This window comes from Dactylosporangium sp. NPDC051087 (assembly GCF_055586325.1).
This window is the reverse complement of record NZ_JBVJIJ010000021.1, coordinates 151378-164518: the sequence shown is the minus strand read 5'-3', so window position 1 is coordinate 164518 and position 13141 is coordinate 151378. Positions and strand designations below refer to the sequence as shown.

The 13141-nt window shown below is 71.0% G+C and carries 15 protein-coding genes; 11 read left to right on the top strand and 4 right to left on the bottom strand.

What is annotated here, in order from left to right; translation table 11 throughout:
- Positions 1-132 precede the first annotated feature (132 nt).
- Positions 133-1092 (top strand): acetylxylan esterase, encoded by a 960-nt coding sequence (locus ACZ6TV_RS35720; protein WP_465302347.1) that lies wholly within the window; start codon positions 133-135, stop codon positions 1090-1092.
- Here the strand turns inward: ACZ6TV_RS35720 and ACZ6TV_RS35715 are convergent.
- Both ACZ6TV_RS35715 and ACZ6TV_RS35710 read right to left on the bottom strand, forming a co-directional pair.
- A complete protein-coding gene (locus ACZ6TV_RS35715; RefSeq protein WP_354776032.1) occupies positions 1085-1291 on the bottom strand; it encodes an RNA-binding S4 domain-containing protein in 207 nt (68 codons plus the stop codon). The two genes, ACZ6TV_RS35720 and ACZ6TV_RS35715, sit on opposite strands and share 8 nt — an antisense overlap.
- Positions 1288-1638 (bottom strand): ankyrin repeat domain-containing protein, encoded by a 351-nt coding sequence (locus ACZ6TV_RS35710; protein WP_465302526.1) that lies wholly within the window; start codon positions 1636-1638, stop codon positions 1288-1290. Before ACZ6TV_RS35710 ends, ACZ6TV_RS35715 begins: the two co-directional genes overlap by 4 nt.
- 145 nt (positions 1639-1783) lie before the next feature.
- On the opposite strand from ACZ6TV_RS35710, the gene ACZ6TV_RS35705 reads away from it, so the two are divergent.
- The 9 genes from ACZ6TV_RS35705 (at position 1784) to ACZ6TV_RS35665 (ending at position 9239) form a co-directional block, all read left to right on the top strand.
- Entirely contained in the window at positions 1784-2347 is a 564-nt protein-coding gene (locus tag ACZ6TV_RS35705; RefSeq protein WP_465302345.1) for a hypothetical protein, read from the top strand.
- Positions 2348-2458: 111 nt separating this feature from the next.
- Positions 2459-2983, top strand: a complete 525-nt coding sequence (locus tag ACZ6TV_RS35700; RefSeq protein ID WP_465302343.1) for a hypothetical protein — start codon at positions 2459-2461, stop codon at positions 2981-2983.
- 243 nt (positions 2984-3226) lie between these two features.
- Complete coding sequence (locus ACZ6TV_RS35695) at positions 3227-4036, top strand: M20/M25/M40 family metallo-hydrolase (RefSeq protein ID WP_465302341.1); 810 nt, start codon at positions 3227-3229, stop codon at positions 4034-4036.
- A 76-nt stretch (positions 4037-4112) separates the two neighbouring features.
- On the top strand, positions 4113-5474 hold the full coding sequence (locus ACZ6TV_RS35690; RefSeq protein ID WP_465302339.1) for a cation:dicarboxylate symporter family transporter: 1362 nt from the start codon (positions 4113-4115) through the stop codon (positions 5472-5474).
- 592 nt (positions 5475-6066) lie between these two features.
- Entirely contained in the window at positions 6067-6669 is a 603-nt protein-coding gene (locus ACZ6TV_RS35685) for a response regulator transcription factor (protein WP_465302524.1), read from the top strand.
- 40 nt (positions 6670-6709) lie between these two features.
- Positions 6710-7372, top strand: coding sequence for a phosphotransferase (locus ACZ6TV_RS35680; RefSeq protein WP_465302337.1), 663 nt, complete (start codon positions 6710-6712; stop codon positions 7370-7372).
- A gap of 65 nt (positions 7373-7437) precedes the next feature.
- Positions 7438-7659 (top strand): hypothetical protein, encoded by a 222-nt coding sequence (locus ACZ6TV_RS35675; RefSeq protein ID WP_354776045.1) that lies wholly within the window; start codon positions 7438-7440, stop codon positions 7657-7659.
- 51 nt (positions 7660-7710) lie between these two features.
- Positions 7711-8583, top strand: coding sequence for a dioxygenase family protein (locus ACZ6TV_RS35670; RefSeq protein ID WP_465302334.1), 873 nt, complete (start codon positions 7711-7713; stop codon positions 8581-8583).
- A gap of 2 nt (positions 8584-8585) precedes the next feature.
- Positions 8586-9239 (top strand): MOSC domain-containing protein, encoded by a 654-nt coding sequence (locus ACZ6TV_RS35665; RefSeq protein ID WP_465302332.1) that lies wholly within the window; start codon positions 8586-8588, stop codon positions 9237-9239.
- On the opposite strand, the gene ACZ6TV_RS35660 is transcribed toward ACZ6TV_RS35665, so the two are convergent.
- On the bottom strand, positions 9229-9762 hold the full coding sequence (locus tag ACZ6TV_RS35660) for a hypothetical protein (protein ID WP_465302330.1): 534 nt from the start codon (positions 9760-9762) through the stop codon (positions 9229-9231). The genes ACZ6TV_RS35665 and ACZ6TV_RS35660 overlap by 11 nt on opposite strands.
- 12 nt (positions 9763-9774) lie before the next feature.
- Complete coding sequence (locus ACZ6TV_RS35655; protein WP_465302328.1) at positions 9775-10740, bottom strand: glycoside hydrolase family protein; 966 nt, start codon at positions 10738-10740, stop codon at positions 9775-9777.
- A gap of 101 nt (positions 10741-10841) precedes the next feature.
- Here ACZ6TV_RS35655 and ACZ6TV_RS35650 point away from each other — a divergent pair, with 101 nt between their 5' ends.
- Positions 10842-13064 carry a putative bifunctional diguanylate cyclase/phosphodiesterase gene (locus ACZ6TV_RS35650; RefSeq protein ID WP_465302326.1) on the top strand — a complete coding sequence of 741 codons (2223 nt, stop codon included), beginning with the start codon at positions 10842-10844 and terminating at the stop codon, positions 13062-13064.
- Positions 13065-13141 lie beyond the last annotated feature (77 nt).

The following is a 13141-nucleotide window of genomic DNA, read 5'->3' as shown; positions in this document are numbered from 1 at the left end:
TGACCGCGCCGGATGGACCATCCAGGGAGGCTTCCGGTTTTTCCGGCGCCGGTCACATGAACAAATATGCGGGGCGGACCTGAGTCGCACCCGTAATCGCGCTGGGAAGTTCCTGGTAATAGGGTCGCCGGCATGGCGCTCTTCGACCTGCCCCTCGCCGAGCTGCGGCAATACCGCTCGGCGACACCCGAACCCGCCGATTTCGACGAGTTCTGGACCGCGACCCTCGCCGAGGCGCGTGACCTCGCCGCGCCCGCGGTGCTCACCCCCGCCGACACCGGTCTGCGCGCCGTCGAGACGACCGATGTGACGTTCACGGGTTTCGGCGGCCAGCCGGTCAAGGCGTGGCTGAGCCGGCCCGCCGGGGTGACGGGGCCGCTCCCGGTGATGGTGGAGTTCGTGGGGTACGGCGGCGGCCGCGGCTACCCGCACGACTGGCTGCTCTGGTCGGCGGCCGGCTACGCCCACCTGGTGATGGACACCCGCGGGCAGGGCGGCGGGTGGCGGGCCGGCGACACGCCCGACCCGGACGGCTCGGGCGGGCCGCAGTCGCCGGGCTTCCTCACCCGCGGCGTCCTGGACCGTGACACGTACTACTACCGCCGCCTGATCACCGACGCGGTGCGCGCCGTCGAGACCGCCCGGGCGCTGCCGTTCGCGTCCGGCGTGCTGGTCAGCGGCATCAGCCAGGGCGGCGGGCTGGCCCTCGCGGCGGCCGGCCTGACCGACGTCGAGGGTGTCATCGCCGGCGTGCCGTTCCTGTGCGACATCCGCCGCGCGGTGACGATCAGCGACCGCATCCCCTACGCGGAGTTCGCCGCCTTCTGCCGGCTCAACCCGGCCCGGGCGGCGCTCGCTCTGTCCACAGTGGACTACGTGGACGGGGTGCACTTCGCCGCCAGGATCACCGCGCCCGCCCTGGTGTCGGCGGCCCTGATGGACCTGACGTGCCCGCCGTCGACGGTGTTCGCGGCGTACAACGCGATCCCCGGCACCAAGGACCTGCAGCTCTACGAGTGGGACGGCCACGACGGCGGCCAGGGCCACTTCGCCGCCCGGTCCGTCGCGTTCGCGAACGCGCTGCTCAGGTGACCCGGTAGGACTCGCCCAGGGTGTGCACGACGTCGCCGCGGTGCAGCTGGCGGCCGCGGCGCGTGTCGACCTCGCCGTTGACGGTGACCTCGCCGTAGGCGATCAGGTCCTTGCCCTCGCCGCCGGTCTCCAGGACGTCGGCGAGCTTCAGGAACTGCCCCAGCCGGATCATGTCGCCGCGGATCTGGACGTCTCTCATCGGGCTTGCTCCAGCAGGGTCAGCATCTCGGGCAGGTCGAAGAAGCGGGCGGTCTCCAGGGCCGACGGGCCGCCCGCCGCCGGGTCGGCGCCGGCGGCCAGCAGGGCCCGCACCGACTCCTCGGACCGGCGGAACACGGCGGCGGCGAGGGCCGTCTGACCGCGGTCGTTGGCCCGGCCGGTGTCGGCACCGCGGGCGAGCAGCGCGGCGACCGCCGGCGGGTGATTGTGATACGCGGCCAGCATCAGCAGCGTGTCACCCTTGTCGTTGGTCAGGTTCACCGGCAGGCCCGCGTCGACGTTTGCGGCGAGCTCGTCGGCCGCCCCGGCGCGCGCCAGGTCGAACATGCGGTGCGCGAACTCCAGCACGTCCGGGTCGATCGGTTCACTCACGTGCCAGATCGTAGCTGTCGGCCAGCCGACCGCCGGACGCCGAACCCTGGCGCGGCCGCCCCCGTGTCACTGGGCAACGCTGCGAACCAGGAGACCCGACATGCGAAAGATCGTCCTCACCCTTGCGGTGGCCGCCGCGGCCGCCCTGTCGCTGACCGGCTGCGACTCGATCGACCTGACCAAGCAGGACCAGGCCGCGACCGGCGCCGAGGCCCCCGCCGCCGGCACGGACGCGCCGGCCGCCGCGGAGACGTCCGCCGCGCCGTCCGCCGCCGCCAACGTCGCCGGGGTCAAGGTCCGCGACGACGCCACGCTCGGCAAGGTGGTGACCGACTGGAAGGGCTGGACCCTCTACCGCTTCGAGAAGGACACCCCGAAGCCGCCGAAGTCCAACTGCGAGGCGGACTGCCTGGCGAAGTGGCCGTACGTGCCGTACGTGGAGAACATGAAGATCGAGGGCGTCGACCAGAAGCTCATCGGCAAGGTCACCCGCTCCGACGGCTCGCTGCAGCTGACGATCAACAGCTGGCCCGCGTACCGGTTCGCCGGCGACACGAAGGTCGGCGAGACCAAAGGCCAGGGCGTGGGTGGCACCTGGTTCGCCTTCACGCCCGAGGGGAAGAAGGCCCAGGCCGTCACCGGGGACAGCGGCGGCGGGTACTGACCTCCCTTCGGCCGCGCCGGCTCCTACCCCCCTGGGAGCCGGCGTGGTCGTGTTGCGCAGATCTCGTGACGAGGGCCGCCGAAGCCGCGCCGACGGGCCTACGCTGCGGCCATGACCACGCGGCGGAAGATCCGCATCTGGCTCGTGCTGTTCCTGATCGGCCTGGTCGCCAGCGGAGTGACCGCGTTCCCGCTCGAGCACGAGGTGCACTGGCTGCGGTCGGTCCTGGACCGGATCGACGCCGCGCCCGACCCGCTCGTCGACTGGATCGCGCGGGTCGACCTGGGCATCACCGAGACCAACGACCGTTATCCGTTCATCATGTACGGCACCGACTGGCTGGCCTTCGCGCACCTGGTGATCGCGGTCGCCTTCTGGGGGCCGCTGCGCGACCCGGTGCGCAACATCTGGGTGATCGAGTTCGGCATGATCGCGTGCGTCGGCGTGGTGCCGCTGGCCCTGTTCGCCGGGCCGGTCCGCGGCATCCCGGGCTGGTGGACGGTGCTGGACATCTCATTCGGCGTCTTCGGCATCGTCCCGCTGATCATCGTCCGGCGGCTCATCAAGCGGCTCGAGGCCGAAGACAACCTGCTTGCTCCCGAAAAACCGTTGCAGCCGCTCGAAGCTCGTGGCTAGGTTGGTCGTACATGGGAAAGGAGGTGGTCCAAAGTTGTGTAGCAATGGGACTCATGAGGTGACTGTCCGCTAGCCGCCGTCCTCTGGACTCGCACTTCGTGCGGCCGCTCGGATGGCGGCACGGCGAATACGAGGCAGTTTCCCAGCCCCCGAGGCTTTCCGGTGTCAGTCCAGCCGGCCCACGCGCAGTCAGCGCGGGAACCTCGGGGGCTGTTCCATGTCCTGTTCCATATTCTGGTGCACATGATCTCCGCCGATCGTCTCCGCGGCCACGTCGCCGCGCTCGTCGCCCACGGGCCGCGCTGCGGCGACCTGCCCGGCGTGCCCGCCGCCCTCCGGTACATCACCGACGAGCTCAGCAGCCTCGGTCTCGTCGTACGGGTCGAGCGGTACGGCGGTGAGCTGCACGACGTGAACCTCGTCGCCGAGATCGAGGGCGGCACCTCCGACGACGCGGTCGAGCTGTGCGCGCACTGGGACACCGTCGAGGACACCCCCGGCGCGGACGACAACGCCAGCGGTGTGGCCGGCGTCCTGGAGGCCGCCCGCGCGCTGCGCGACCTGGACCTGCCGGCCCGCACGATCCGCTTCTGCCTCTTCGGCGGCGAGGAGGACGGCTTCCAGGGCAGCACCGCCCATGTCGGGCAGATCACCCCGGGCACCGAGTCGATCGTCTTCGAGATGATCGGCCGCACGTCACCGACCCAGTCGGCGCCGTCGTTCCTGCTCGACCCGCCGACGGTCGGCGACTTCATCGCGCTGGTCGCCGACCCGGCCTCGGCCGGCCTCGCCGACGCGTTCGCCTCCGCGGCCGCCCCGCACCTGCCGACATTCCCCCTCGTCATCCCGGTCGAGGCGATGGACGTCGTGCTGCGCAGCGACCACGTGCCGTACTGGGCCTCGGGCCGCCGCTCGCTGCTGGTGACCGACACGGCCGAGTACCGCAACCCGGACTACCACCGGCCCACCGACACCCTGGACACCCTCGACCTGGACTTCGCCGCCAGGGTGACGACCGCCGCGGTCAGGACTATCACCCGTCTGGCGGGCTGAGCGCTTCGCGTGTTGGGCCGCGCTTCGCGGGGCAAACAGTGATTCGGATCACTGTGATATGGGCAATACGTTCCGTATGGAGCGCGACAAGACTCGATTCCTGTACCTCGCGGTGATCATCGCTGTCGCGGCCGGCATCGCCGTGGGACTGCTCTGGCCGGAGTTCGGCAAGAGCCTCAAACCGGTCGGTGACGGCTTCGTCAACCTGATCAAGATGATGATCAGCCCGATCATCTTCTGCACGATCGTGCTCGGCATCGGGTCGATCCGCCAGGCGGCGAAGGTCGGCCGGGTCGGCGGGCTCGCGCTCGGCTACTTCCTGGCGATGTCGACCGTCGCGCTCGCGATCGGGCTGGTCGTGGGCAACCTCATCCACCCGGGTGCAGGCCTCGACCTGACCGACGCCGCCAGGGAGGCCGGGGACAAGGCCGCGGGCACAGCACCGAAGGGCACCGTCGAGTTCCTGCTCAGCATCATCCCCACCACCCTGTTCTCGTCGCTGACCAGCGGCTCCGTGCTGCAGACCCTCCTCGTGGCCCTGCTGGCGGGGTTCGCGGTGCAGACCATGCCGTTCGGCGACCGAGTCCTGCACGGCGTGTCGATCCTGCAGCGCCTGGTGTTCCGCATCCTGGCGATGATCATGTGGGTGGCCCCGGTCGGCGCGTTCGGCGCGATGGCGGCCGTCGTCGGCGCGACCGGCTGGAAGGCGCTCGCCGGGCTCGCCCAGATCATGCTCGGCTTCTACGCGACCTGCCTGATCTTCGTGCTGCTCGTCCTGGGGCCACTGCTGCGTCTCGTGACAGGGCTCAACCTGCTGAAGCTGCTGCGGTACCTCGGGCGCGAGTTCCTCCTGATCCTGTCGACCTCGTCGTCGGAGTCGGCGCTGCCCCGGCTGATCGCGAAGATGGAGCACGCCGGCGTGTCCAGAGCGGTCGTCGGGATCACGGTGCCGACCGGCTACTCGTTCAACCTCGACGGCACCGCCATCTACCTGACGATGGCCTCACTGTTCATCGCCGACGCCCTCAACCAACCACTGTCCGTGGCCGAACAGGTCTCCCTGCTGGTCTTCATGATCGTGGCGTCGAAGGGCGCGGCCGGCGTGACCGGCGCCGGCCTGGCGACCCTGGCGGGCGGCCTGCAGGCGCACAAACCGGCGCTCGCCGACGGGGTCGGCCTGATCGTCGGCATCGACCGCTTCATGTCCGAGGCCCGCGCCCTGACCAACTTCGCCGGCAACGCGGTCGCGACCCTGCTGGTCGGAGCCTGGTCAGGCGACCTGGACCGGGCCCGCGCCACGCTGGTCCTGGACGGCGGCGACCCCTTCGACGAACGCAGCATGCTCGCCGACGAAGCCCCGGACACCGACGAATCAGACGGGCCCAAGGTCCCGGAACCCCGCACCACGCCGTCCCTCCACAAGTCCCCCTCCCCCTAACCCGCGCTCCCCCGGCGCCCGACCGCGTGCCTCATGATCCGGAAGACTTCGCGCAGCCAGAGGTGCACAACGTCTTCCGGATCACGGAGACCAGCCAGCCCAGCCAGCGGCCAGCGATGTAACCCATGATCCGGAAGAGATTTCGTCGTCCTGGCGACCAAAACTCTTCCGGATCATGGAAAACAGGCCCACCCCAACGGCTGGCCGGCGCGACTCTCGTGATCCGGAAGACTTCGTGCAGTCAGGGGTGCACAAGGTCTACCGGATCATGGAGAGCCAGCCCAGCCCAGCCGACGGCCGGCCTTCCCCGTGATCCGGTAGAGATTTCGTCGCCCTGGCGACTAAAAGTCTTCCGGATCATGGAAAACGCGGCGGTGAGGCACCCGGGGATGGCACGCGGATGCGTAGGAAGCTGCCGCGCGCTCTGCGCGCTGGCAGTGCGTCGCGGAGCGACGCATTGGGGGGCTCCGGGGGTGAGAATCCCCCCGGCGGGACCCGCGCGCAGCGTGGGGCAGCGAGCCCATCGCCGCAGGCGACACAGCGGGTAACAGCAGACAGCATATGGCAGCATCCGTGCGTGGGTTCGACGCCGATACGGTTGCTGATCGCGGATGACCAGGCGCTCGTCCGGGGGGCTCTCGCCGCGCTGCTCGATCTTGAGCCTGACCTCAGCGTCGTGGCGGAGGTCGGGCGCGGGGACGAGGTCGTCGCGGCGGCGCGGGAGCACCGGCCCGACGTGGCGCTGCTGGACGTGGAGATGCCCGGCATCGACGGGATCGCGGCCGCCGCCGCGCTGCGCAAGGCGATGCCCGGCTGCAAGGTGCTGATGGTGACGACGTTCGGGCGGCCCGGGTACCTGAGACGGGCGATGGCCGCCGGCGCGTCCGGGTTCGTGGTCAAGGACACACCGGCCCGGCAGCTCGCCGACGCCGTGCGGCGCATCGCTTCCGGGCTGCGGGTGGTGGATCCCGCCCTGGCCGCGGAGACCCTGGCCAGCGGCGACAGCCCGCTGACGCCCCGGGAGGCCGACGTGCTGCGGGCGGCCAGGGAGGGTGGCACCGCCGCCGACGTGGCGGGGCAGCTGGGCCTGTCGGAGGGCACGGTGCGCAACCATCTGTCGGCGGCGATCGGCAAGACCGGCGCCCGCACCCGCGCTGAGGCGGTCAGGCTCGCCGACGAGAACGGCTGGCTCTAGCACCCGGTGGTTGCAAGGGGCAACAAGTAGGGTGAAGGACATGACGGCACTCCTGGCGAGCGGTCGCGACGCGGATGTCTACGCCCTCGACGAGCGGCGGGTGCTGCGGCGCTATCGGCTCGGCGGCGACACGACCGCCGAGGCCACCGTCATGCGGTATGTCGCCGATCATGGGTATCCGGTGCCGAGGGTCTATGAGGCGAGCGGCGCCGACCTCATCCTGGAGCGGCTCGAGGGGCCGACGATGCTGCAGGCGCTCGCTGACGGCTCGCTCGACCTGCGCGACGGCGGGACCGTCCTCGCCGACCTCCTGGAGCGGCTGCACAAGGTGCGGGTGCGGTCCGCGAAGGACCCCGGCACCAGGATTCTGCATCTCGACCTCCACCCGGAGAACGTGGTGATGACCGAGGGCGGCCCGGTCGTCATCGACTGGCGCAACAGCACCGAGGGCCCGCCGGAGCTCGACGTGGCGATGAGCGCCCTGATCGTCGCCCAGGTGGCGATCGAGCCTGGTCACGCGTTCGCGGAGCGGGCCGAGGTGTTCCTCGACGTGCTCCTGTCCTGCACGCGGGACAATCCGTTGTCGCAGCTGGAGGCCGCGGTGCGCCGCCGGGGCGCCGACCCGGCCCTGACCCCGGCCGAGCAGTCCCACCTGCACGAGGCCGCGATGCTGGTGACCACCCTGTGCAGAGCCCATCACTGAGGCACGGCGCTGATCATTCCTTGCAGGCGACGCCCGGCCCCCGGGTGGGCGGGACGCTTCTTGCCATGGAGGAACTCTTCGTCCGGCAGGTCGACATCGGCGTGGCCGAGATGGACGTCGCCGTCGGCGACCAGCTGACCACCACCCGCGTCGTCGTGGAGCACGCCACCGCCACGGACGGTCGCGGCGGACCCGAGCGGCAGCTGCTGCTCGTGTACGGCGCCGAGGAAACCCCAGCGGTCGCCGACGCCCTGCTCCGTGCCGCTGAGACGGCCATCGCACCCTAGACGCAACGCCACGGCCTTGTTGAACGCTCAACTACTGGTTACATTCGATACATGAGTGCGCTGCCCGAGCTGGACCGACACCTCGCCACCGCGATCCCGGCCAGCCGGGCCCAGCGCGTATGGACGCCCGGAGACGGCGCGTTGCCCAGCATCTATCTCAGCCACGGCGCGCCGCCGCTGCTGGAGGACGGCCCGTGGATGCGGGAACTGTTCGACTGGGCCGCCGGCCTGCCCAAGCCGAAGGCCGTCCTCATCGTCAGCGCGCACTGGGAGTCCGCGCCGCTGAGCCTCTCCGGCTCGGCGGCCGGCACGCCGCTGGTCTACGACTTCGGCGGCTTCGCCCCGCACTTCTACCAGTTGCAGTACGCCACCCCGGACGCGTCGGCGCTCGCCCAGCGGGTCGCCGCCGCGATGCCCGACTCGGAGCCGGTCCACGAGCACCGCAACCGCGGCCTCGACCACGGCGCCTGGGTGCCGCTCATGGTGATGTACCCCCTGGGCGACGTCCCCGTCCTGCAGCTGAGCCTGCCGACCCACGACCCGGACCGGCTGCTGGAGCTCGGCCGCCGCCTGCGCCCGCTGCGCGACGAGGGTGTGCTCGTCATCGGCTCCGGCTTCATGACGCACGGCCTGCCGTTCCTGCGCCGCGAGCACTGGCTCGGCGCCGGCGGGCCGCCCGGCTGGTCCGCCGACTTCGACGCGTGGGCGGCCGAGGCCCTCGCCAAGGGCGACGTCGACACGCTGGCGCGGTACGCGAGTCAGGCGCCCGGCATGCCCTTCGCGCACCCGACGGTCGAGCACTACACCCCGCTGTTCGTCACGCTCGGTGCCGCCGACCGCCCGGACGCGCCCGCCACCTCGGTGATCGACGGCTACTTCATGGGACTGTCGAAACGGTCGGTACAGGCGGACGCTAGCGTCTGAGCGTGGCCTACCTGATCTCAGTCAACGCCGGCACGCCCGTCCCGACCGCGCACTCCGACGCCCCGACCACGGGCATCGACAAGCGTCCCGTCGAAGGTCCCGTGCTCGTGTCGGTGCCCGGGCCACGCGGCACCCACGCGACCGGGGTGGCCGGGGACGTGGTCTGCGACGTGCGCCACCACGGCGGACCGGACCAGGCGGTCTACGCGTACGCGCGGGAAGACCTCGACCGGTGGGAGGCCGAGCTCGGGCGGGACCTGCACGGCGGCGTCTTCGGAGAGAACCTGACCACGTCCGGGCTCGACGTCACCGGCGCGCGGATCGGCGAGCGCTGGCGGATCGGCGGCGAGGTGCTGCTGGAGGTGTCCGCGCCGCGGATACCTTGCCGCACCTTCGCCGCCTGGCTCGACGAGAAGGGCTGGATCAAACGGTTCACCCAGCGCGCCGAGCCGGGGGCCTACCTGCGGGTCGTGCGGCCCGGCACGATCCGCGCCGGCGACCCGATCGAGGTCGTGCACTCCCCCGCGCACGACGTCACGATCGGCGTCGCGTTCCGGGCGCTGACCGCCGAGCCCGAGCTGCTGCCCCGGCTCGTGGCCGCCGACGAGCTGCCCGAAAGCACCAAGCAGAAGGTGCGGACCCGGCTCAGCCTGTAGGCAGGACCAGCGCGTACGCCCGCGGGAAGCCCAGCCGCGGGATCCGGTGCTGCTGGATCTCCTCGAGCGTGACCTCGCGGACCTGACCGGATCCCGGCTCGAAGCAGCGCAGCACCGTCTCCTGCGGATGCGCGGTGATCAGCACCCAGTGCCGGGGCACGCCCTTGCCGACCAGCATCGCGACCGGCCAGCCGGTGTCGACCGCGGCGGTCACGTCGGCGAGCCGGTCACGCCGGCCGTGGAAGAGCCGCCAGCCGTACCGCACGCCGAGCTCCGCAGTGTGCCGGGAGATCGTCGCGGCGACACCCCACGGGGTGGTGCCCAGCTTGCGCGGCCAGACCCGGTTGGCGGCGGTGTGGATGCGGTGCTGCTCGGCGCCGTAGTCGGCGACGCCGTCCGCGTACATGGGGTCCAGCAGGGCCGACGCCACCATGGCGACGGTGGGTCCACAGGTGAACCCGTCGGTCTGCCGGACCCCGGTCCGTAACTCAGCGGTGGTGAAATCGACGCCCCAGGCAAGCATGCCCGGTTTGTATCAGACCGCCCGCGCCACCGCTATCTTCGTCCCGGAGCGCTGGCCCGCCTCGTAGAACATGTACTGCACGCCGCCGTCGGTGCCGAACGACGGCGCCGCGGAGCGGTTGTTGTCCGGCGCGCCCGTCAGCGCGTAGTGGAAGACGCCGAGGTGGACCTCCTTGTCGAAGTTGTTGCCGACCTCGGTGAGGAACATGTCGCCCGACGAGCCGTGGTACACGACGTAGGTGGTGTTGTTGCGGTACAGCAGGTGCGGCCCGCTCAGGTCGCTCTGCCCGTCGGCGGCGGGCGAGACCAGCGGCGTCGGGTCGAACTGCCAGGACTTGCCGTCGTTGGACCAGCCCCAGTAGATGCGCCGGCCGGCGCCGGCGAGACCCATGAAGACCATCACGTACTTGTTGCCGAGCGCCGCGATGCGGTGCTCGAACACCCGGGCGTAGGTCACCTCGGTGCTGTTGGGGATGGCGGCGGTGGTGAGCACGGCGCCGTAGTACGTGAAGTTGATGCCGTTGCTGGAGATCGCCAGGCGGGTCGTGGTGTTCTCGCCGTGGTAGTACATGAAGAACTGCTTGGTCGAGGCGTTCCAGATGATGTGCGGCGACGAGACGTGACTGACCGAGTAGTGCGGCGACCAGGTGCGGCTGATGATCGGGTTCGCCGGGTACTCGGTGAACGGGCCGGACAGCGAGTTGCCGTAGGCGAGGCAGATCCCGCCGGGCGCGTCGTGGGGCGCGTAGTAGAGGTAGTAGCGGCCGCGGGCACCGCTGATCTTGTCGTACATGCCGCGGATGCAGGGGAAGATGAGTTCCCCGGTGGGGTTGTAGGCCAGGCTCGCGGGCAACGGCTGGCCGAGGTACTTGTAGGTGGGGAATCCGGCGGGGGCGGCGGACGCGATGCTGGGGATGGCGAGTGCGCCGGCGAAACCGGCGGCACCTGCCAGCACCTGGCGGCGGGTTACAGGTGGCATGTGACCGAGTTTCGGAAAGCCCAGCGCGAAGCACAAGAGGGTAATACGTATTATCTGCCAGAGCCCTCAACCGCACCTGAAGCGCTGCCGATAACCAACCCGTGGAGACTTGGGTCGCCAGACGGCTGTGGCTGGTCTGGCTGCTGATCGGTGGCCTGTGCGCGGCCATCTATCCGCTGCTGCCCAAGACCGGCTACGTCGAGAACATCGGGTACGAGACCATCGGCTTCGGCGCGGTCACCATGGTGCTCGTCGGGGTCCGGCGCAACCGGCCGCCGCGGCGCGCGCTCTGGTACTGGTTCGCCGCCGGGCTCGCCGTCTGGGTCCTCGGCGACGTCACCTACGGCATCTCCGTCAGCGTGCTGCACGAGATCCCGTTCCCGTCCCTCGCCGACGTGTTCTACCTCGGCGCGTACCCGGCCCTCGCCACCGGGCTGTGGATGATGCTGCGCCGGCACGGCCGCGACCTCGCCGGCCTGATCGACGCGTGCATCGCCGCCGCCGGCGCCGGCCTGCTGTTCTGGGTGTTCGTCATGCGCCCCGTCGCCGAGGCCGGCGGCGTGTCGACCGTGCAGCGGCTGTGCTCCCTGGCCTACCCGACCGCCGACGTGGTCCTGCTCGTGCTGCTCGCCCGGCTCCTCGCCGGCCGCGCCGCGAAGACCGTCAGCTACTGGCTGCTCGTGTCCAGCATGCTGCTGATGTTCACCACCGACGTCACGTACTCCGTCATGTCGACCTACGACGCGACCCCCGGCGGCTACCTCCAGGCCGGCTGGCTCACGTCGTACGTCATGCTCGCGGGCGCCGCGCTGCACCCGTCGATGCGCGGCATGGACGAACCCACCGGCACGGCCGACACCGCTCTGTCCCGGCGCCGCCTCACCGTCCTCGCCGTCAGCTCGATGGTCGCGCCCGGGCTGCTGGTGCTGCAGGGCGCGCTCGGCAGCGGCATCGACTGGTTCGCCATCGGGGCCGTCGCCGGGGCCGTCTTCCTGCTCGTGGTCGTCCGCATCGCCGGCCTGGTCGGCAAGGTGCAGGACCAGGCCGACCAGCTCAGCGACCTGGTCATGCGCGACGACCTCACCGGGCTGCCCAACCGGCGCTTCCTGGAGGAACTGATCCGCGACGAGCTCGACGCCGGCGACCCGCCGCAGGTCGCGTTCATCGACCTCGACGACTTCAAACGGATCAACGACGGGCTCGGCCACGCCATCGGCGACCAGCTGCTCACCGCCGTCGGCAAGCGGCTCGGCGGGGTCCTGCGCCCCGGCGACGTCGTAGCCCGCCTCGGCGGCGACGAGTTCGCGGTCCTCATGCCCGGCACCGGACCCGACGCCGCGGACGCGATGGTCACCGAGCTCGCCACCGCCCTGCAGGAGCCGGTGTTCGCCGGCGACCAGCACCTGCTCGTCCAGGCCAGCATCGGCGTCGCCGACGCCGCCGGCACCCGCGACCCCTTCGAGCTGCTGCGCCGCGCCGACGTCGCGATGTACGCCGCCAAGGAGGACAAGTCCCGCCGGCAGCGCTTCAGACCCGAGCTCGACCAGCGCGCCTCGGCGCACGCCCTGCTCGGCGCGCAACTGCGCGAAGCCCTCGACCAGGGTCAGTTCCAGCTGGTGTACCAGCCGATCGTGACCCTCCCGCACGGCCGGATCGCGGGCGTGGAGGCCCTGATCCGCTGGCACCATCCGACGCTCGGGTTCATGAGCCCGGCCGACTTCATCCCCGTCGCCGAACAGAACGGCCAGATCGTCGAGCTCGGCGCCTGGATCCTGCTGGAGGCCTGCTCACAAGGGGCGGCGTGGCTGGCCACCCTCGGCGACGCCGCGCCCGGCAAGGTCTCCGTCAACGTCTCGGCCCGGCAGCTCGCCGAGCCCGACTTCCCGGAGGTGGTCGCCGCGGTACTGGCGGCGACCGGCTTCCCCGCCGCCCGGCTGGCGATCGAGGTGACCGAGACTGCGGTCTTCGGCGGCGGCCGGGCGATCGAGGCCCTCGACGCCGTGCACGAGCTCGGCGTGCGGATCGCGCTGGACGACTTCGGCACCGGCCACTCGTCGCTCGGCCTGCTCCAGACGTGCCCGGTCGACATCCTGAAGGTCGACAAGTCCTTCGTCGATGACATCACGATGGCCGGTCGGCACTCGGTGATCGCGACCGCCCTCATCAACGTCAGCGACGGGCTCAATTTGGACGCGATCGCCGAGGGAGTCGAGACCGCCGAGCAGGCACAGGAGCTCTACCGGCTCGGGTACCGCTTCGCCCAGGGCTACCACTTCGGCCGCCCCGTGGCGGAACCCTTCACCATGGCCGCCGCCGCAGCCTGAGCTGTACTGTTACCCGCCCTGTCGCCTGCGGCGATGGGCTAGCCGCCCCACGCTCCGCGCGGGTCCCGCCGGGGGGA